Annotated in this window: 19 protein-coding genes and 1 pseudogene; 14 read left to right on the top strand and 6 right to left on the bottom strand. The window is 38.2% G+C overall.

Annotation, left to right across the window (positions count from 1 at the left end):
* Nucleotides 1-1699 (bottom strand): chemotaxis protein CheB (locus H1P_RS19800; protein ID WP_281291196.1); only part of this gene is annotated, 1699 nt, incomplete at its 3' end.
* Nucleotides 1700-2130: 431 nt separating this feature from the next.
* On the opposite strand from H1P_RS19800, the gene H1P_RS19805 reads away from it, so the two are divergent.
* From H1P_RS19805 to H1P_RS19820, 4 genes are all read left to right on the top strand, one after another.
* Nucleotides 2131-2463 (top strand): hypothetical protein, encoded by a 333-nt coding sequence (locus tag H1P_RS19805; protein WP_144870565.1) that lies wholly within the window; start codon nucleotides 2131-2133, stop codon nucleotides 2461-2463.
* Between the two features lie 130 nt (nucleotides 2464-2593).
* Nucleotides 2594-2953: a ferredoxin-thioredoxin reductase catalytic domain-containing protein gene (locus H1P_RS19810; protein WP_144870567.1), complete on the top strand. Its 360-nt coding sequence runs from the start codon at nucleotides 2594-2596 to the stop codon at nucleotides 2951-2953.
* A gap of 159 nt (nucleotides 2954-3112) precedes the next feature.
* The gene (locus H1P_RS19815; RefSeq protein ID WP_144870569.1) at nucleotides 3113-3520 is read left to right on the top strand and encodes a DUF309 domain-containing protein; all 408 of its coding nucleotides are present in this window, start codon (nucleotides 3113-3115) and stop codon (nucleotides 3518-3520) included.
* A gap of 185 nt (nucleotides 3521-3705) precedes the next feature.
* A complete protein-coding gene (locus H1P_RS19820; protein ID WP_186376051.1) occupies nucleotides 3706-4992 on the top strand; it encodes an RNA-guided endonuclease InsQ/TnpB family protein in 1287 nt (428 codons plus the stop codon).
* Between the two features lie 23 nt (nucleotides 4993-5015).
* Here the strand turns inward: H1P_RS19820 and H1P_RS19825 are convergent, their stop codons facing one another.
* The 4 genes from H1P_RS19825 to trpD all read right to left on the bottom strand — a co-directional run bounded on the left by H1P_RS19825 (nucleotide 5016) and on the right by trpD (nucleotide 7834).
* Nucleotides 5016-5921, bottom strand: coding sequence for a histone deacetylase family protein (locus tag H1P_RS19825; protein WP_144870572.1), 906 nt, complete (start codon nucleotides 5919-5921; stop codon nucleotides 5016-5018).
* Between the two features lie 66 nt (nucleotides 5922-5987).
* Nucleotides 5988-6275, bottom strand: coding sequence for a DUF3593 domain-containing protein (locus tag H1P_RS19830; protein WP_144870574.1), 288 nt, complete (start codon nucleotides 6273-6275; stop codon nucleotides 5988-5990).
* Nucleotides 6276-6393: 118 nt separating this feature from the next.
* Nucleotides 6394-6693 (bottom strand): DUF2499 domain-containing protein, encoded by a 300-nt coding sequence (locus tag H1P_RS19835; RefSeq protein ID WP_144870576.1) that lies wholly within the window; start codon nucleotides 6691-6693, stop codon nucleotides 6394-6396.
* A gap of 106 nt (nucleotides 6694-6799) precedes the next feature.
* On the bottom strand, nucleotides 6800-7834 hold the full coding sequence (gene trpD / locus H1P_RS19840; protein ID WP_144870578.1) for an anthranilate phosphoribosyltransferase: 1035 nt from the start codon (nucleotides 7832-7834) through the stop codon (nucleotides 6800-6802).
* Nucleotides 7835-7975: 141 nt separating this feature from the next.
* Here trpD and H1P_RS19845 point away from each other — a divergent pair, with 141 nt between their 5' ends.
* The 10 genes and pseudogenes from H1P_RS19845 to H1P_RS19885 all read left to right on the top strand — a co-directional run bounded on the left by H1P_RS19845 (nucleotide 7976) and on the right by H1P_RS19885 (nucleotide 17583).
* Nucleotides 7976-8485, top strand: coding sequence for a pentapeptide repeat-containing protein (locus tag H1P_RS19845; RefSeq protein WP_144870580.1), 510 nt, complete (start codon nucleotides 7976-7978; stop codon nucleotides 8483-8485).
* 225 nt (nucleotides 8486-8710) lie between these two features.
* A pseudogene (locus H1P_RS19850) lies at nucleotides 8711-9655 on the top strand (cation:proton antiporter); the annotation flags it as partial.
* 57 nt (nucleotides 9656-9712) lie between these two features.
* Nucleotides 9713-10687: a YegS/Rv2252/BmrU family lipid kinase gene (locus H1P_RS19855; RefSeq protein ID WP_342799606.1), complete on the top strand. Its 975-nt coding sequence runs from the start codon at nucleotides 9713-9715 to the stop codon at nucleotides 10685-10687.
* 264 nt (nucleotides 10688-10951) lie between these two features.
* A complete protein-coding gene (locus tag H1P_RS19860) occupies nucleotides 10952-11395 on the top strand; it encodes an Hsp20/alpha crystallin family protein (protein ID WP_144870592.1) in 444 nt (147 codons plus the stop codon).
* A 400-nt stretch (nucleotides 11396-11795) separates the two neighbouring features.
* Entirely contained in the window at nucleotides 11796-12071 is a 276-nt protein-coding gene (locus H1P_RS19865) for a GlsB/YeaQ/YmgE family stress response membrane protein (RefSeq protein WP_144870595.1), read from the top strand.
* 778 nt (nucleotides 12072-12849) lie between these two features.
* Complete coding sequence (locus H1P_RS38975; RefSeq protein WP_222427136.1) at nucleotides 12850-13596, top strand: reverse transcriptase N-terminal domain-containing protein; 747 nt, start codon at nucleotides 12850-12852, stop codon at nucleotides 13594-13596.
* A gap of 58 nt (nucleotides 13597-13654) precedes the next feature.
* Nucleotides 13655-14665 (top strand): group II intron reverse transcriptase, encoded by a 1011-nt coding sequence (locus tag H1P_RS38980; protein ID WP_281291197.1) that lies wholly within the window; start codon nucleotides 13655-13657, stop codon nucleotides 14663-14665.
* Between the two features lie 132 nt (nucleotides 14666-14797).
* Nucleotides 14798-15844, top strand: a complete 1047-nt coding sequence (locus H1P_RS19875; RefSeq protein WP_281291199.1) for an RNA-guided endonuclease InsQ/TnpB family protein — start codon at nucleotides 14798-14800, stop codon at nucleotides 15842-15844.
* A 67-nt stretch (nucleotides 15845-15911) separates the two neighbouring features.
* Complete coding sequence (locus H1P_RS19880) at nucleotides 15912-16526, top strand: TVP38/TMEM64 family protein (RefSeq protein WP_144870599.1); 615 nt, start codon at nucleotides 15912-15914, stop codon at nucleotides 16524-16526.
* A gap of 556 nt (nucleotides 16527-17082) precedes the next feature.
* Complete coding sequence (locus H1P_RS19885) at nucleotides 17083-17583, top strand: response regulator (protein ID WP_144870601.1); 501 nt, start codon at nucleotides 17083-17085, stop codon at nucleotides 17581-17583.
* A gap of 21 nt (nucleotides 17584-17604) precedes the next feature.
* Here H1P_RS19885 and H1P_RS19890 read toward each other — a convergent pair whose 3' ends face one another.
* On the bottom strand, nucleotides 17605-18114 hold the full coding sequence (locus tag H1P_RS19890) for a carboxylate-amine ligase (RefSeq protein WP_144870603.1): 510 nt from the start codon (nucleotides 18112-18114) through the stop codon (nucleotides 17605-17607).
* Between the last annotated feature and the right edge of the window lie 188 nt (nucleotides 18115-18302).

Consider the following 18302-nt stretch of genomic DNA (forward strand, 5'->3'; position numbering starts at 1 on the left):
CTAGGGAGTTATTAAAAATGTGAAATAGTTGATTATCTTTATCCACCAGCAAACAAGTCGCCTTTTGTTCTGCGAGGAAACTACTAAAAGCCTCATTCAACAATGGTTCAAAACGAGGCTCTTGGGTTTCTTGGGGTTTAGGCTGGGGTAAAATTCTACGAGGAATTTTGTCTGAATCTTTGACAGGAAAAGGTAAACGAATATTCCGCCGTTTCTGATAAATTTTCTGTTTCTTATTCAGGGGTTTAAATTCGTCTTCAAAATCCCCTAAAGTTTCTGCTTCCCCTAAAAAGAGTACTCCTTTTGAACCCAAAGAAAAGTGAAGGTTACGCAATACCTGTTGTTGTAATTTTGGCTGCATATAAATCAGCACATTACGACAGCTAATCAGGTTCATGCGGGTAAAACCAGCATCTTTAGTGAGATCGTGATTAGCAAACAGTATTTTCTCTCTGATTCTTCTAATTACTTGATAAGAGTGATTTTTGGGGATAAAGTAACGCTTTAATTTTTCTTCACTCATCTCATTAGCAATGGTGTCGGGATAAATCCCTTGAGTGGCTTTTTCTAAAGCTTCCTTATCTAAGTCGGTAGCGAATATCTTAACTGTTAGCTGTTTTTCGGCTTTTTCTAGTGCTTCATCCAATAAAATAGCCAGAGAATAGGCTTCTTGACCCGTAGCACAAGCTGTCACCCAAAATCTTAACTCTTCTCCTAGAGTAGCTTTCTCAATTAACTGAGGAATCGTCTGATTTTCTAAAAACTGCCAAGCTTGACGATCGCGAAAAAACTGGGTCACACTAATCAATAAGTCATGACACAGGGTACTTCTTTCTTCTGGGGAAATCTCTAATAACCGAATGTAATCCTCTAAGTCATTGCAATCAATAATTAAACACCTGCGGTGAATACGCCGAGATAAAGTACTGGTTTTATAGTGGGAAAAATCTATATGTTCGTGTTTGGCTAAAATACTGGCGATCTGTTTTAACTTAGAAGAATCTAGCAGCGCACTTTCACTTCTACTGAGATGTTGCTTATCTAATGGCGATCGCAATAACTGAGAGATCCCCTGTGCCAATGCTTTGGGTGCTAATATCTGATCCACCACTCTTGTTGCGATCGCAGATTTCGGCATCCCGTCAAATTCCGCACTCAAAGGATCTTGCACCATCACAAACCCTCCAGCCTCATTAATCGCCTTCAAACCATGACTACCATCACTACCAGTACCAGATAGAATAACCCCCACAGAGCGATCGGTATAATTTTTCGCCAAAGACTCCAGAAAAATATCAATCGGAAAATTCAACCCATGACGGACGATACAAGCCCCGCCCTTCGAGAGCGAGGACACGTCCTCACGATTTCTTTCCTCTTGTTCGAGCAACCGCAACCGATCTTCTTCTAATACCAGATTTTTCCCTGGAGGAATCAAATAAACTGAATTTGCAGCCAATACCATCCCATCTTTTACCCGATAAATATTCATCGAGGTATATCTTTCTAATAACTCCTTCATTAAGCTTTTAAAATCAGGAGATAAGTGTTGAATGACCACAAAAGCAGCACCACTATCAGTAGGCATATTTTCAAAAAACTCCTCACAAGCTCGGAGTCCGCCAGCAGAAGCACCAATACCTACCACAAAAAAATTATCTTTCTTAAAAGAGTCGGGTTTTAATTTGCGATCGCTCATATATAGAGGGTTTACTCAAAAAACAATTTGAAACAAACAAGATTTGATATTCCCTCAATCTTATAATCAATCTTGATAAAAATACATAAATTTTAACCAAGTTATAGTATTATTTAATAATTAAATTAGATTTGTTGATTGATATTGCTTTCATTCACCATAATAAGCTCTACAAAAATAAAATTTAGCTTAATTTTTGTAAACTATAAAATTTACTATTAGTCAACCAAAAAAGCTAAATTTTTGATTAAAAATTAAAAGGATATTTTTTATATTTATTTAATATTTAACAGGTTTTCATAGGGACAATAAATTCTCAATTATTCTCGATCTTTCTTTTACCAAAAATTTTCAACCCTTCCGATATACTCCCAACAGCAATCGTTAGATTGCGTAAAGAAAACTTTAATACTGTAAAAGGAAATAAAACTATGGGTTTTTTAAGCAAACTATTCGGAAAAAAAGAAGAAGAAAAAGCAGCAGCAGGCAAAGTAGACGTAAAAGCATCAGCTAGCAAAAATTCCATTCCTCCTGAAAAAGTAGGACTAGATGGTAACTTTGATGAAAGTGGTCTTGCAAAGCGTGTTGCTAAAGCTCTAGATGATGCTGGGATATCTGACGATGTAGGACTTTGGGTAGCTCAAAGTGGCAGTACAGTAGTTCTTAAATATAACTCCGATGCTGAAGGCGTTCTTTCACAAGCAGAACAAGTAGCAAAAGGAGTCGAAGGCGCAAGCTCAGTTAACAGAGTCCCCAATAGTTAAATTATTTGTTATTAGTCATTCGTCCTTAGTCATTTGTTGCTAACATTCAACAATGAGTGGTTGGGGACATTTTCTAATTTTCCTATAGAATAATGGTCTAACGAAAATTTTTCTTTGTATCCTAATAATTATGACCACAGCAAAAACTGGAAATCAAAACCAGACTTTAGAGTCGATGAAAAACTTTGCAGAACAATATGCTCAAAGGACTGGTACTTACTTTTGTAGTGACACCTCAGTAACGGCTGTAGTCCTGGAAGGATTAGCAAAACATAAAGATCAATTAGGTTGTCCTCTTTGTCCCTGTCGCCACTATGAAGACAAAGAAGCAGAAGTCAAAAACACCTTTTGGAATTGTCCCTGTGTACCTATGCGCGAACGTAGAGAATGTCATTGTCTACTATTTCTCACCCCCGATCATCCCTTTGCAGGAAAAGAACAATCAATAGAAATGGACTATATTAATCAGGTTCGGGATTCGATGAAGTAGTTAGTAGTTGGTGGTTAGTGGTTAGTGGTTAGTGGTTAGTCCCGTCAAGCGGGATCGAGATAGTTAGTGGTTGATTTTCTTCTGTTTTACTGATACTACTCTGCTATCTGCTTTAATATAGCTACTTCCTTGTTTCTCCTTCCTCTTTTTTGAAATTAAATGCCTCCTGAATCATTTTCCCAAGGAATACAACAGTTTAATCAAAGACAATATTACGAATGCCATGATACTCTAGAAGCCATTTGGATTGAAGCACCTGAAATGGATCAGAGATTTTATCAAGGTATTCTTCAGGTTGCGGTTGCTTGTCATCATTTATCTAATCTCAATCTTCGTGGTGCAATTATTTTGTTAGGGGAAGGTATACGCCGTTTGAGTGACTATCAACCAGATTATTACACCATTGATGTAAATCAGCTTTTAGAGGAAAGCGTTACTTTACTGCAAACATTACAACAGCTTGATTCAGATCGAGTAGATGATTTTGTGCAACAGCTATTCTCTGCAACAGAAAAACTAGATAAGTCTGGAGAGTCTTGTAAGTTACCAACGTTAGTTATTATTTAACTATTAGGGGGTTTGGGGGATAAGCTAAGTCCCACGACTGCAAACGAGGGCGATTTAAGACTACACAGTAGTCGCGCCCAATGTTTCAGCGTTTGGATACAGCTTTCCCCAAGCTAATTATAAAGGTTCGATGCCCTTGTAATTAGCTTCTACCATTTAATAGTGTTTGTGGTAGAATGTTTTTGATGATTTTAAATTATGTCTACCGCATTTATCCAGATAGCAATCAAATTGACCTGCTCAATGAGTGGCTGGAAACTTGTCGCGTATCTTACAACTATGCACTGCGAGAGCTAAAAGATTGGATTGCTTCTAGGAAATGCCCAATTGATAGATGTAGCTTAGAATCAGAATATATTATGGTTGCGGATTATCCATTCCCTAGTTACCACCAACAACAAAACAACTTACCATTAGCAAAGAAACAATTTCCTAGACTCAAATCTGTACCATCCCAAGTGTTACAAACCAATATTAGACGTTTGCATGATGCTTGGGATTTTTTCCAAAAACGTGGATATGGGTTTCCTCGCTTCAAAAAATACGGACAGATGAAGTCTTTGTTGTTTCCTCAGTTCAAAACTAATCCTTTGACTGGATGGCAGATTCAGTTACCCAAGCTAGGAAAGGTGCAAATCAATCTGCACCGACCTATACCTGATGGTTTTGTAGCCAAACAGGTTCGGGTAGTGAAAAAAGCAGTAGGTTGGTTTGCCGTGGTAGCTATAGAATCGGATATGAAGATTCCTAGTCCCGTTCCTCACGGTCGTGTAATTGGCATTGATGTTGGTTTGACTTCATACATAGCAACATCAGACAGTTATACCGAACAAAGACCTAAGTTTTTCAAAACAGCCTACAGTCGGTTGAAAGTACTACAAAAGCGTCTGTCGAGAACAATGAAGCGAGGTAAGAACTATGAGAAAGCTCGAATCAAAGTAGCCAAACAACATAACCACATAGGGTTCAAACGATGTGACTATCAGTTCAAATTAGCTCATAAATTGTGCGATATGGCAGACACAATTTTTGTTGAAGATTGTGATTTCCGTATTATGGCTAAAGGAATGTTGGGCAAACATACTATTGACGCTAGTTTCGGGCAATTCAGAACGATACTAGAGTATGTAGGCAGAAAGCGAGATGTATTTGTCGGGCGAGTAGACCATCGTGGAACATCTCAAATATGCAGTAATTGTCGTTCTGAAGTTAGAAAAGAATTATCAGATAGATATCATGTTTGCCATGAGTGTGGTTATGGAGTTGATGCATCCGTAGACCGCGATATAGTCTCTGCCCAAGAGATTTGTAATCGTGGTATAGAAACGTATCGGGGGACTCCCGAAAAGCAAGAAATTGCCTCTCAAGTCGTACTGTCGGGGAACTTTGTTCTAGATAAGTGGCATAGGGGAGGAAAGTCTATTGGCGACAATAGAAGCCCACGCCATAGTAAAAACGAAGCGATAGCGTAGTTTTTATTTAGCGTTGGGAGTAGTCACTCAAGAATATCTTTTGCAGCACGATGTAATAAAGAATGACGATATACGAGACTGGATAAATTTTTGCCATAACCTCCGCCAATTACACAAGCTACGGGATAACCATCAGATAAACAGGTACTTAAAACCATTCTTTCTCGGCGATAAATACCCCGATCGGTAAGAGCCAGTTTACCCAAGCGATCGCTTACATGGGTATCAACTCCTGCATCATACAGTACTAAATCGGGCTTTACTGCTGATAATAAATCACTAAGATAACTCGCCAAAATTTGCAGGTAGCCATCATCATCCAAACCAACAGGAAGGGAAACATCGAGATCGCTTTGTTGTTTCTTACCAGGAAAATTGGCTTCACAATGCATCGAAAAAGTGAAAACACTATTATCGTCGCGAAAAATAAATGCAGTACCATCCCCTTGATGAACATCACAATCCACAATCAAGATTTTTTTAACCAAACCCTGTTGCTGTAAAGCCTTTGCTGCGATCGCCAAATCGTTAAAAATACAAAAACCAGAACCATAACTAGGAAAAGCGTGATGAGTACCCCCCGCAGTATTGCAAGCACATCCATACTTTAGAGCTAGTTGTGCGGTTAAAATAGTTCCTCCCACTGCAATTAGAGTTCTTTTTGCTAAAGGTTCACTCCAGGGTAAGCCAATACGACGTTGCGCCCTGTCATCGAGGCTACCCCCGCAATATCCTCGAACATATTCCGATGTATGAACCAACTGAAGCTGTTCAAACTGGGGTAATTGAGGGGTAAAAATTTTTTCTGGTGTAATTATGTCATCTTTGAGTAATAAATCTTTAATTAACCGAAACTTCCCCATGGGAAAGCGATGTCCATCAGGTAACGGCGCAACATAGTCTGGATGATAAACAACAGCTAGATCCATTAATCAGTTATCAATTTTTTTAAGTACCACTGTAGAGACGCGATATATCGTGTCTCTAACCGCTAATTATGGTTTTTTTGTTTGTAAAATAGCTTGACGAAAGCCTAACACCACCAAAATGTTAGAGATGGTAAGAAAAAATTCGGCACTACCATGAAGCCAATCAACATTAGCCAAAGCTTCTCCGTAATGTACTTTGGCATAAATCCCCGCAGGAATAGTAACTGCCACAAAAACTAATAGAACATAAAAACCAATTAAAGCTAAACGGGGAGTTTTCCCCGAACGAGTCATGAACCATAAAAAACCCAGATAAGGGAATAAGGATAAAGCAAATAAAGTTTCTTTGGACATAAAAAAAAATTGTTAGTTGTTAATTGTTGATAATTGGTGGTTTTAGTTGTTTTGGTTACTTGCTACTGCGACGCGATAGCGAGTCCTTGTAGGGCTACTTAAAAAAGCTGATAACTGTTTACTGATTACTGCTTACTGAATAAATGCGCCAGGCTGCGATACAAAGAGTAAAGTTGCCTACTACTGTCATGGAGGCTTGTAAAGTAACTAACCATTCTAAAGTGGCTGAATTATCAAAAAAGTGCCAGGTACAAGCACACATCGCGCTTACTAAAGCAGGAAGCATAGCCAGAGATAAACCCCACCAATAGCGATCGCCAGTAAGTTCTCCATACTGCCAAATTAACCACATAGCAGCAATCCATTCGATTACGCTAGAAACATGAACCATCCAAGTTGGAATTGAAAGAACGTGCATGAGTTTTTTAAGTAGGGTTTGCGGAAAACGTGTTTAAAGAAGCAAGGTAATGGGTAATAATTAATCGGCTGTGAGATACAACGAGACAGTTTTTTCTGACCCTCATTCATTTTTTTAAAAATTGTACTAACTCTTCTAATTTATTCCAGGCAGCACCGCTAGCGATTATTTCCTGAGCTTTTTTGATACCTTGTGCAGTATCACTAAAAGTAACCAAGTTTCCTACTTGTAAAGCCAGCGAAGCATTTAAAGCTACGGCATCCCGTTGAGCTTGTGTTCCTTTTCCTTGAAGAACACTTTTTAAGATATCGGCATTGTCAGTCACTTCTCCGCCTTTTAAAGCTGATAGAGAAGCATGAGTTAAGCCCAACTCTTGAGGCTTGATACTCGCAGTTGTTACCTTTCCTCCTGTAAGCATTGCCATATCGGTAATATCTCCTAAACCTGCTTCATCTAGTTTTTCTCTACCATGTAGTACAATAGCTTGAGGAATTTCTAGCTTATTCAGAGCTTCTGCCATACTGTTGATAAAATTACTGTCATACACTCCAATTACTTGACCAGTAGGACATAAAGGATTAACTAAAGGACCTAAAAGGTTAAATACGGTTCTTACTTTGAGAGTTTTTCTAATTGGCACAACACTTTTCATCGCAGGATGCCAACCAGGAGCAAACAAAAACGTAATCCCTACCTCATCCAAAGCAGCTTGTACCAGTTCGGTTGGTGCAGTTAATTGCACTCCTAAGTATTCTAAAACATCCGCAGAGCCTACCTTACTAGAAGCAGAGCGATTACCGTGTTTTGCGACTTTCACTCCCGCAGCAGCAGCAACAAAGGCTACCGCAGTAGAAATATTAAACGTAGAAGCTCCATCGCCTCCTGTACCGCAAGTATCAATTACAGGAGTTTTATGAATAAGAGGGTTTTGCTGTAAAGACTGTTTTTTTAATACTTGTGCCATTCCAGCTAGTTCATCTGCGGAGACTCCTTTGGCTTGAATCGCAGCTAGAATAGCCCCAGACATCACAGGAGGTATAGTTTCTTCCAGCCATCCTGTCATTAATTCCGACGCTTGAGCTTGGGAAAGAGATTGCCGATCTAGAAGTTGTTGTAATAATTCAGTTAGGTTTAAAGTCATAGTTTAAAATTTTCCGATAAACTTCATCTCAATAAACAGGTAGGCGAAATAAATACTTTAACTCGCAATAGGTACAGAAGAACATTTACAATCTATGATTATGTCCTTTTCTGATTGATATATATTTACCAACAACTATCCATGAAATATTTTTTCCGACTAAGCGCAATTTTATTACTATTTATCTCCTGTGTGGTATCGACTCCAGCGATCGCTGCTAGTTCGTCTTCTGTTACTCCTTCTGCTTTTAGTGAATTTAGTCCCGAAGAATTGAGAAACAAAGATTTTTCTGGTAAAACCTTGCAAAGTGTAGATTTTGCCAAAGTTGAGCTAGAAGAAGCAGATTTTAGTAATGCTGATTTGAGAGGGGCTGTGTTTAATGCTTCTAATTTGGGCAAGGCTAATCTGAGAGGAGCTGATTTTAGCTATGGGTTTGCTTATCTGACTAATTTTGATGGTGCTGATTTAACAGATTCTATTTTTCAAGAAACCATTTTATCTTTCTCTACTTTTAGAGATACTAAGATAACTGGAGCAGATTTTAGTCTAGCTGTTTTAGAAAAATGGCAAGTAAAACAGCTTTGCGCTAATGCAGAAGGAGTTAATCCTAAAACTGGAGTTGATACTCGCGATTCTTTGGGTTGTCCTTAATTTTTTTGGGTGGGTAATACTCACCCTGATTGAGAAGTTTAACTAGCTAACAGCTTTAAGCTCCAGATTGAACTCCTCCACTAAAGATATAGCGTTACGGATTTAGCTTAGGGCATTCTGCTTGAGAGTGTAAATTCATTCCTCATCCTTTATGCGAAGCGGTTATGCCACGGCACTAGCTTCGCGTCGTCCGAAGGTGTATCCTTTAGGAATCCTTTAGGGCATCCTTTGTCCATTGCTATTCTTGCTGCGATCGCTTATTATATTTTAGGAATGGGTTGGGGTGCTGCGGTGCTATTGGGTGCTATTCTCTCCCCCACCGATCCTGTACTAGCTTCAGAAGTACAGCTTGCTCATATAGAAGATAAAGATGAGTTGCGCTTTGCTTTGACTTCCGAGGGGGGCTTAAATGACTCTCTGGCTTTTCCCTTTGTTTACTTGGGCATCTATGCCTTTAACGATGCTAACTGGAATAACTGGTTTACAAAATGGGTGGGGATTGATTTGATTTGGGCGATCGCAGCAGGAATTATTATGGGTATTGTGGTGGCAAAAGCGGTGGTTTGGCTCGATTACGCTTTACAAAAACGCCGTCCTGCGGATGATTTGATGGAAGATTTTGTCGCGATCGGTATTATTTTATTAACTTATTCTGTGACAGAATTAGTCAATGGCTATGGCTTTTTAGCTGTATTTGTCGCAGGTTTGGTAGTGCAGCGAAGTTACCACTGCCAACCAGATAAACGATTGGCGCAGCTAGAATTTACCGAACAGATTGAGAAATTGCTAGAGGTAACAGCGATCGTTATTTTAGGAACAATGTTGCTAATCGAACCAATGCTAAAGTATGCAGGACAGTCTTTGTTAGTAGCAGGGCTGTTATTTTTAGTTGTGCGCCCTCTTGGTGTTTGGTTGAGTATGTTGGGAGGAAATTTACCTCGTAGAACCCGTAATCTAATGGGTTGGTTTGGAATTCGTGGTTTAGGCTCAATTTATTACCTTACTTACGCTTTGGGCAAAGGCATCTCAGGAAACACCGCCGAACAAATTGCTTGGATTACCTATACAGTGGTCGTCTTATCAATTATCGTTCATGGAATTAGTGCCTCACCTCTAATGAGTTGGTATGAGAAGTTAAAAAACAAAAGTAACTACCAAAACTCAATCTAATTTCTTTCTCAAGACAGAACAAATTCAATGTAGATTTGTCTAAGATAGAGAAACTCTATATTTGCAACAAGTATTATGACTCGTTCTGCCTGTTTAATATTTAATCCTGTGGCTGGACAAGGAAATTCGGATCAGGATTTAGCTACTATTAAAAATCTTTTAGAGCCAGAATTAGAGCTTGATATTCAATTTACGACCGAAGAAGTTAGTGGCGGAGAATTAGCCAGAAAAGCTGTCAAAAACAACGCAGAGATGATTATTGCTTCTGGGGGTGATGGAACGGTTTCAGCCGTAGCAGAAGCTTTGGTAGGAACAGAGATTCCTTTGGGAGCGATCGCTAGAGGAACAGCAAATGCTTTTGTGAATGCTTTAGATATTCCTGACAGTATTGAAGCAGCTTGTCAGGTAATTATTGAGGGCGCAACTAAAAAAGTTGATGCAGGGATGTGTAATGGAAAACCGATGATTTTGCTGGCGGGAATTGGCTTTGAAGCAGATACCGTAGAAGATGCAGATCGCGAAACTAAAAATCGCTTGGGAACTTTAGCTTATGTATTATCTGGGTTAAAACAACTACGGGAATTTGAGAAATTTGAAACTACCATTGAAACCAAAGAGCGAGTAATTACAGTCGAAGCTAACGCTATTACTATTGCTAATGCTGCCCCTTCTACCTCTGTCTTGGCTCATGGTACAGCAGGAGTAATTTATGATGATGGCTTATTAGATATAACTATTATCGCTGCCGAAAGCCGTACTAATGCGATCGCAATTTCTTATCATCTTCTCCAAAGTGCTAGCAATGACGAAGCAGCCGAAAGAGACGATATTGGCTACTTAAGAACTAATTGGGTAAAAATAAGTACCAATCCACCACAAAAAGTTGTTTTAGACGGCGAAATTATTGGCAAGACTCCCATCGAAGTCGAATGTATTCCCCAGGGCTTAACAGTCCTCGCTCCCGTAGAACCAGAAATTCAAGCCGAAGAAAAAATAGAACATCTGTCTGGAATCAAGATTGAGCCTAAGTAGCTTAATGGCTCGTAGTTCGTTGCTATTTCTCTTTGAGAATTAATCATTTCTCTGACTTAATGACTCCTCTAGAGACGCAAAATAAGAGTTCTCTACTGACTCGTTGATTTTATTTAGGGTTTTCCCTATAAAGAATTGTTCGGGCAGAAAATACTACTAAAAAGGGCAATAAACACCACTTCCAACTATTAAATATTTCCCATAATATAGTAAACAAAGCGAGAAAAAAATAACTAAAAAACAAAGTTATCGGAAAATCAAAATATGGCAATTGTTCGTTATAGTCCTTGGACAGAAATCAACTCTTTACAACGTCAGTTAAATCAAATCTTTGATGATGCAGCAAGACCTACTTCTGTTAACGAATTTGGGAACTTCTCTCAAGTACCTGCTGCGGAGCTTACTGAGACTAAAGAAGCTTTAATTTTGAAGTTAGAATTACCAGGAATTAACCCTGCTGAGATTAATATTGAAGCCAAAGTAAAAAGCATTTTTGTAATTGGCGATCGCAAAAAAGTAAGCAAAGAAAAAACCCGTTCTGAATTTTGTTATGGCAGCTTCCAAAGAGTAATTTCTCTACCTGTAAAAATTCAAAATACTAAAGTTACCGCAGAATACAAGGCTGGAATTCTTCACTTAACTTTACCCAAAGCGCAAGAGGAAATGAATAAAGTGGTTAAAGTTAGTTTAAATGATGTTAATAGCTAATTAACACAGAAAAAATATTTCATACAGCATAACATTTACAATTAACTCCATCTAGCTTTATCAACAGTCGTATTTTTATACGGCTGTTTTTCTGTTGATAGCACTACCTATAAGCGTTAGGGCATTTTTAAAATTACTACTTACTAATTGCTACTGCGACGCGATAGCGAGTCCTTTAGGGCTACTAACGAAATCAATAATTTTTTTGCCCTAACCTAATAACCTAATATTGTACGGCTATATTTAGTATGTAAAGATTTAATAAGTAAGAAATAAATCGGCTTTTAGATAGAGAGCCAATATCCTCTTTTAGATAGAAGAACTAATTTCTAAAAATCGATATTCTGATGGTAACAAGTTCAGAATTAAATAATTAACAAATATAAAAAAGGAGAAAAATATGGGTATTTTAGCTTGGTTAGTATTGGGTTTAATAGCAGGTGCATTAGCAAAATTAATATATCCTGGTCATCAAGGTGGTGGTATTTTCGCCACAATCGGCTTGGGTATCTTAGGTGCTTTAGTCGGAGGTTACGTAGGTCAAGCTTTGCTGGGTAGTTCGGGCGCAGCAGCAGCCTCAGTGGGTGCTTTGACTATTCCTAGCGTTATTTTTGCAGTATTAGGCGCAATGTTATTAATCTTCATTTGGGGTTTACTTACTCGCAGTGCTGCATAGTTTAAAAAAGTTAATACCAACTTCACTGATAAATATCTTACGTAAAATTAATGGAGACGCTACATGTAGCGTTTCTTTTTTTTATAGAACGCGAGTAAGAATACCCATATTCCTAAAGGGATATGAGATGGAAACGAGCAAGCTCCCTCATGCTTTACACAGATAACTAAAATAGTGTAAGCTTAGCTCATGAAGATGAGACTTGCTTACCGCTATAGATTTTACGTGCGGTTCGTTAGTGTCACCAAGCAATAACTGCTGAAGTTCACTGCACGCAAGGATTGCGTCATCAGGGAAGTTGTTTACAACGATACCGAGACAACTTATTTATCATGCTGGTGAGAGTAATCAAGCCCAGCCCTCTAGGAATAAGAGTGACAGCATCATATCCAATTATAAGAACTGATAATTCTTATGGTTGAAGCGGTATGAAAACCACCCAAGCTAGTAGCCAAAAACTGGTACAAGTGGGAGCAACTGAATATGGATAACGAAAGTGAATCCTTGTTAATTCTTTGTCAGATAGAACCTGGGAAATGGCTTTACACCCAGGGAGCGAAATAAGCTCAAGGTGGACATAGTTGAGGATATTGGGCAGTAAAACGCAATATTTATTCCACTCACACGCCCCCGAAGAAGAGAGGAATCCTAAGTTCAGAAACAATGGTAAATAGGAACGAATCAAGGATTGGGAAATGTTCTCTAATTAATTAGAGTAGTTATCCGCAAAGAAACTGCCCCATCTAGGGATTGTGGAATAAGCAAAAGCCTATCTGTAATGGATACGGATATGCTGACAGCCACACTGCTGTATGGGATGTTCATTCTTCTGAGTAAAGTTAATAAATCCAATATGGAGATAACATCAAAGTCGGAATGGAATAACTGGGACGAAATCGACTGGGTTAAAGTCGATTCCAGAATATTTAAGCTACAAAAGAGAATTTACAGAGCATCACAAACCGAGGACTACAAGTTAGTTCACAAACTTCAAAAGCTAATGGTCAAATCCTGGTATGGAAAACTACTAGCTGTAAGGAAGGTAACACAAGAAAATAAGGGCAAAGTAACTGCTGGAATAGACGGAATTAAATCCGTACCCTCAAGCAAAAGGCTTTCACTTGTTAATCAATTAGCAATAGATGGAATTGCAAATCCAACCAGACGGGTTTGGATACCTAAACCTGGCAAGAAAGAAATGCGTCCACTAGGCATACCAACCATACTAGATAGAGCCAAACAAACCCTCCTCAAACTGGCATTAGAACCAGAATGGGAGGCTCGCTTTGAACCCAATTCGTTTGGGTTCAGACCAGGCAGGTCATGTCATGACGCACTCACAGCAATTAAAGATAGCATTAGATACAAACCCAAATTTGTCCTTGATGCAGACATATCAAAATGCTTTGACAACATCAATCATGACTCTCTTCTTACCAAAATCAACACACTGCCCTATTTCCGAAAACAAATTAACTCCTGGTTAAAATCGGGGGTGATTGACTTCAGTATAATGGGCAGATAGAAAAGGTTACAACCAAACACAAGCTGGTACTCCCCAAGGCGGGTCGATTTCCCCTTTGTTGGCAAACATCGCCCTACATGGCATGGAATACAAGCTTAAAGCAATTGTCAAGGAAATTCCCAAAAGATACCCCAACGGTGAAATGATGCCAAAGGAAAGGCGAGCAAGGGCTTTAGCAGTCATTCGCTACGCTGACGATTTTGTTATCATCCACGATGAAATTGACATTGTTAATAAATGTAAGGAAGTAATGGAAGAATGGCTTAATAATATTGACTTGGAATTGAAGCCAAGTAAAACAAGAGTGGCTCATACTTTGCAAGAACACAAAGGAAACAAACCTGGCTTTGATTTCTTAGGATTTCACATCCAGCAATTCAAGCAAGGTAGACATCACTCAGGAAAAAATACCAAAAAGGAGTTACTTGGATTCAAGACAATCATCAAACCTCAGAAAGAAAAAATCCAACTACATTATAAGAAACTGGATGAATGTATCAATAAAATGAGTTCATTCAAACAGTCCGAGCTTATAGGTAAACTCACCCCCATTATCAGAGGATGGTGTAATTACCAAAGCCCCTGGAACTCATCAGACGCTTTCCAAAAGTTAAATAATTTAATGTGGAACAGATTGTGGAGATGGGGTAAACGTCGTCATCCGAACAAAGGTAGAAAATGGATTGCCAGAAAGTACTGGAATTTAAAAGATAAAGGATGGAGATTTACTTCAAAATCAAAAACTTTTACTCACTCACTACCAAAACATACTGATTTCAGTTGCGGAATAAGATGGACTAAAGTACAAAACGCTAGAAGTCCATATGACGGAGATGAATCTTATTGGAGTAAAAGGATGGGAGATAAATATCGAACATCCGACCCGCAAAAATCGAGATTGATGAAAATTCAAAAAGGTAAATGCGGGCATTGTGGATTAACTTTCCGCTCTGAAGATTTAACTGAGAAACACCATATCAAGGAAAAATCGAAAGGTGGTAACAATTCAGATAAGAACCTAGTTCTAATACATTTGCATTGTCATGATAAAGTTCACGGCAAAAGATGACGGTACAAGTAATGGTACTAGCCATACACTGAGGAGCGGTATGAAGGGAAACTTTCACGTACCGTTTTGGAGGGAAGTAGAGGAAGGTAACTTCTTCTACTCACCTAACCCTTCCCTTGAGCAGCGCATTCAATTAGCGCAAACTATGCTTACTATCAGCATCAACAAAAGATGTCTTACAAAGAAACGTCTCATCAATTAACGCTCCTGAAACAGAATCCTGAATTTAGTTGGTTAAAAGATGTAACTGCTGTTCCATTACAGCAAGCATTAAGACATTTAAACACAGCTTTTTTGAACTTCTTTGCTGGTCGCGCTAAGTATCCTCGATTCAAAAAGAAACGCAATCAACAATCTGCTACCTATGCCAGTAATGCTTTTAAGTGGGATGGAGAAAAGCTAACTTTAGCGAAAATGAAATCTCCTTTAAAAATTAGATGGCATCGTTATTTTGCAGGAATACCCACTACAGTTACAGTAAGCAAGGATTCGGCTCATAGATATTTTGTTTCATTTTCTGTAGAAGAGGAAATAGAACAATTCCCCAAAATAGGTGAGCAAGTAGCAATTGACTTGGGGATTAAAGATGTAATTGTTTCATCTAAGGGGTTTGCCTCTGGCAATCCAAAATACTATCAAAAATACCAGAAGAAGTTAGCCAAACTGCAAAAAAGATTAGCCAAAAAACAAAAAGGCTCTCAAAACAGAGAGAAAGCAAGACTTAAAGTAGCCAAGCTACAAGCTAAAATAGCTGATTGCAGAAAAGATTTTCTGAACAAGTTAACGATTCGCTTAATTCGCGAGAACCAAGCTGTGATTACAGAATCGTTAGCAGTGAAGAACATGATTAAAAACCGCAAGTTGTCAAAAGTAATTGCTGATGCAGCCTGGGAAGAATTAATCAGACAACTAGACTATAAGGCTAGTTGGTATGGAAGAGTATTGGTACAAGTTGACCGCTTCTTTCCATCATCAAAACGTTGTCATGCTTGCGGTCACGTATTAGATAAACTTCCTTTAGAAATTAGAGAATGGAATTGTGTTTGTGGTTCTCACAACTTGAGGGACTACAACGCAGCAAAAAATCTTTTAGCCGTCGGACGGACGGTGCTAGCCTATGGAGATACCTCTGTCGGGGATACGGCAATAGCTGTATCTAGTCAAGTATCGTCGAAGTAGGAAGCTCGTATGCGTAAACGCATATGGGTGTGTCACGCTTGAATAACTAACTTTATCAAAATGGATAATGTCTTTATTCGTAGATTGGATATTTCAGGGACAAGATTGGTTAAGCTCTTTTGGCTATTGGACATTACCCATGTATATGGTAATTTATTTCCTGTTAACTTTAGTCGGAATGCCAGCAATTTTTCTTTATTTGGCTGCTGGTAGTATGTTTGGTTTTGTCAAGGGTTTCGTAGTGGTTTCGTTTACTGATACTCTTAGCACTTCTGCTTGTTATATGCTGGGAAGAACTATAGGACGACCAATGATTAGAAAGTGGATTGCCAAACGTCCTCGGTTTGCTCAATTAGACCACGCTGTTGCCATAAAAGGCTGGAAAATTGTCTTATTGACTCGTCTGTCTCCAATTTTGCCCTCTAGTCTGCTAAATTACAGTTTTAGTTTAACCAGAATCGATTTTTGGCAATATCTATTTTTTTCCTGGTTGGGAATGTTGCCCGTAATCGGATTGTATGTTTATCTTGGTTCTGTAGGGGTTAATTTAGCTACAGGCAACAATAATCCCCGACAAATAACACTGACAATCTTTGGTTTACTATTAGCAGGAGTAGCTTTTGTTTATTCGGCTAGACTAACTAAACAACATCTTTCTCCAACCAAGAACTCCAGAAAATGAACTATTAAAACTATTAATATTCCTTTTTTGATGAATCTTAATTTTTTTGTACCTACTTATCATTTTGCTGAGATTTGAAATTTAGCCTTGAGCCTAAAGAATGTATCTTTCTTTCTTCACAGAAATCCTTTCTTTTTCTTTTTATTCTTGGATTGAGATTTGCTTTTTTGGACTTTATGCAATTACTGCTTCACTGGTTGACTGACAAAAGTTCGGAAATCTCCTATTTTGCGTAGAGGAGTTTTCTCAGATTCACTGGCGTTTTACGACTGAAGATGCTCGAATTAAACTCGCTCATCTCTGTTCGGATTTCAACAATTTCCATCTGGAGAAAGATAGATTATGAGACTGATAGTTATTAATTATTAACGATCGACATTAGTTAGAAGCTTTACTATAAAGTAGTAGTAAACATTTACGGTAATTCAAATAATTCTCTCCTTAAAGAGCAGGGAATGTTTGACCAACAACCATAATCAGCGATCCCATCTATTAGTTAGTGCAGCTTATCCACTAAATGATTGCATCTTTCTGGCACTAAATAACAAAAGTAAAAATGGACATAAAAAATTATCGTCAAAGAATTCAAGCTAAAGATTCTAACGTACCTATAGTTTTAGTTGTCGAGGACGAAGAAGACAATTTGCTTTATATTTCCCACGCATTAATACTTTTAAAACATAACTTTATTACGGCAACAAAAGGACAAACTGCTCTGGATTTAGCTACCGAATATGAAATCGATTTAGTTATTCTCGATCTAGTCTTGCCAGATATTCATGGTCTTGAAGTAGTTAGCCTTTTAAAACAAAACGAATTGACTCAAAATATGCCAATTATTGCTGTTTCTGGTATGACAAGACAACAAGACCGAGATCGCGCAATGAATGCTGGTTGTGACGATTATCTCGATAAACCCTATTTTATTGATGAGCTTGACCGTAAAGTTAAGCAATATTTACCCAAATCTTCATTCAACAAAAATTTCCAGGGTATGATGTCAAATGTATTCGATTTGCTCAAGTTTCATCCCAAATTACAGGGCTTTTCTGTTTAATGTACCGTTGCTTATCGATCGCTACCCCTGATTAGGTGATTGGGTGATTGGGTTATTTACTGGCTTGGTCTGCGCCACAATATAATCGACAACATCTTGAAAACTCTTATTTTCTTGATATATTTTTAGTTGTCTTTGTGCGCCGTTACCCTGTTCTAAAATCTTTGGCACTGAAGTAGAAATGTTCTGCCAATCGCCAAATTTTTCCAAAGCTGGACGTAAATAGTTAAGAAATTTTTCGACTAAATCGGTTGCAGAAATAGGAATTTTGTTGACTACATCAATTAAATTGTTTGTTAAACCATAACGAGCAGCATTCCAATGAGCAGCCTTCAATAATTCGGGACGGACATTAACCAAAGGTACATCATTAACTATTTCTTGATAGCAAGTCCAGACTAAAGCGCGAATCAAACCAGTGATAGTGAAGGCTTCTTCGACACTCATGCAAATATCAGTAACGCGAAATTCGATAGTCGGAAAATTATCCGAAAGTCGAATATCCCAATAAATAGTAGTCGGATTTCCCATTACGCACTTCAATTTGTAGTTTTATCAAAGTATCTACTCTCAGACTTTAGATAGAGGAAGATTGGTTAGCTTCTTTCAGAATAAAATCCTCAACCTGGATCAAAACCACAAACTTTTATCATTAAAAGTAGCTTATTGAGAATAGCTTGACTCGAAAAAATAATAATATTTGAAAGTACCTAAAAAAT

The sequence above is a fragment of the Hyella patelloides LEGE 07179 genome, assembly GCF_900659865.1.
GTDB classification, from domain to species: Bacteria; Cyanobacteriota; Cyanobacteriia; order Cyanobacteriales; family Xenococcaceae; genus Hyella; species Hyella patelloides.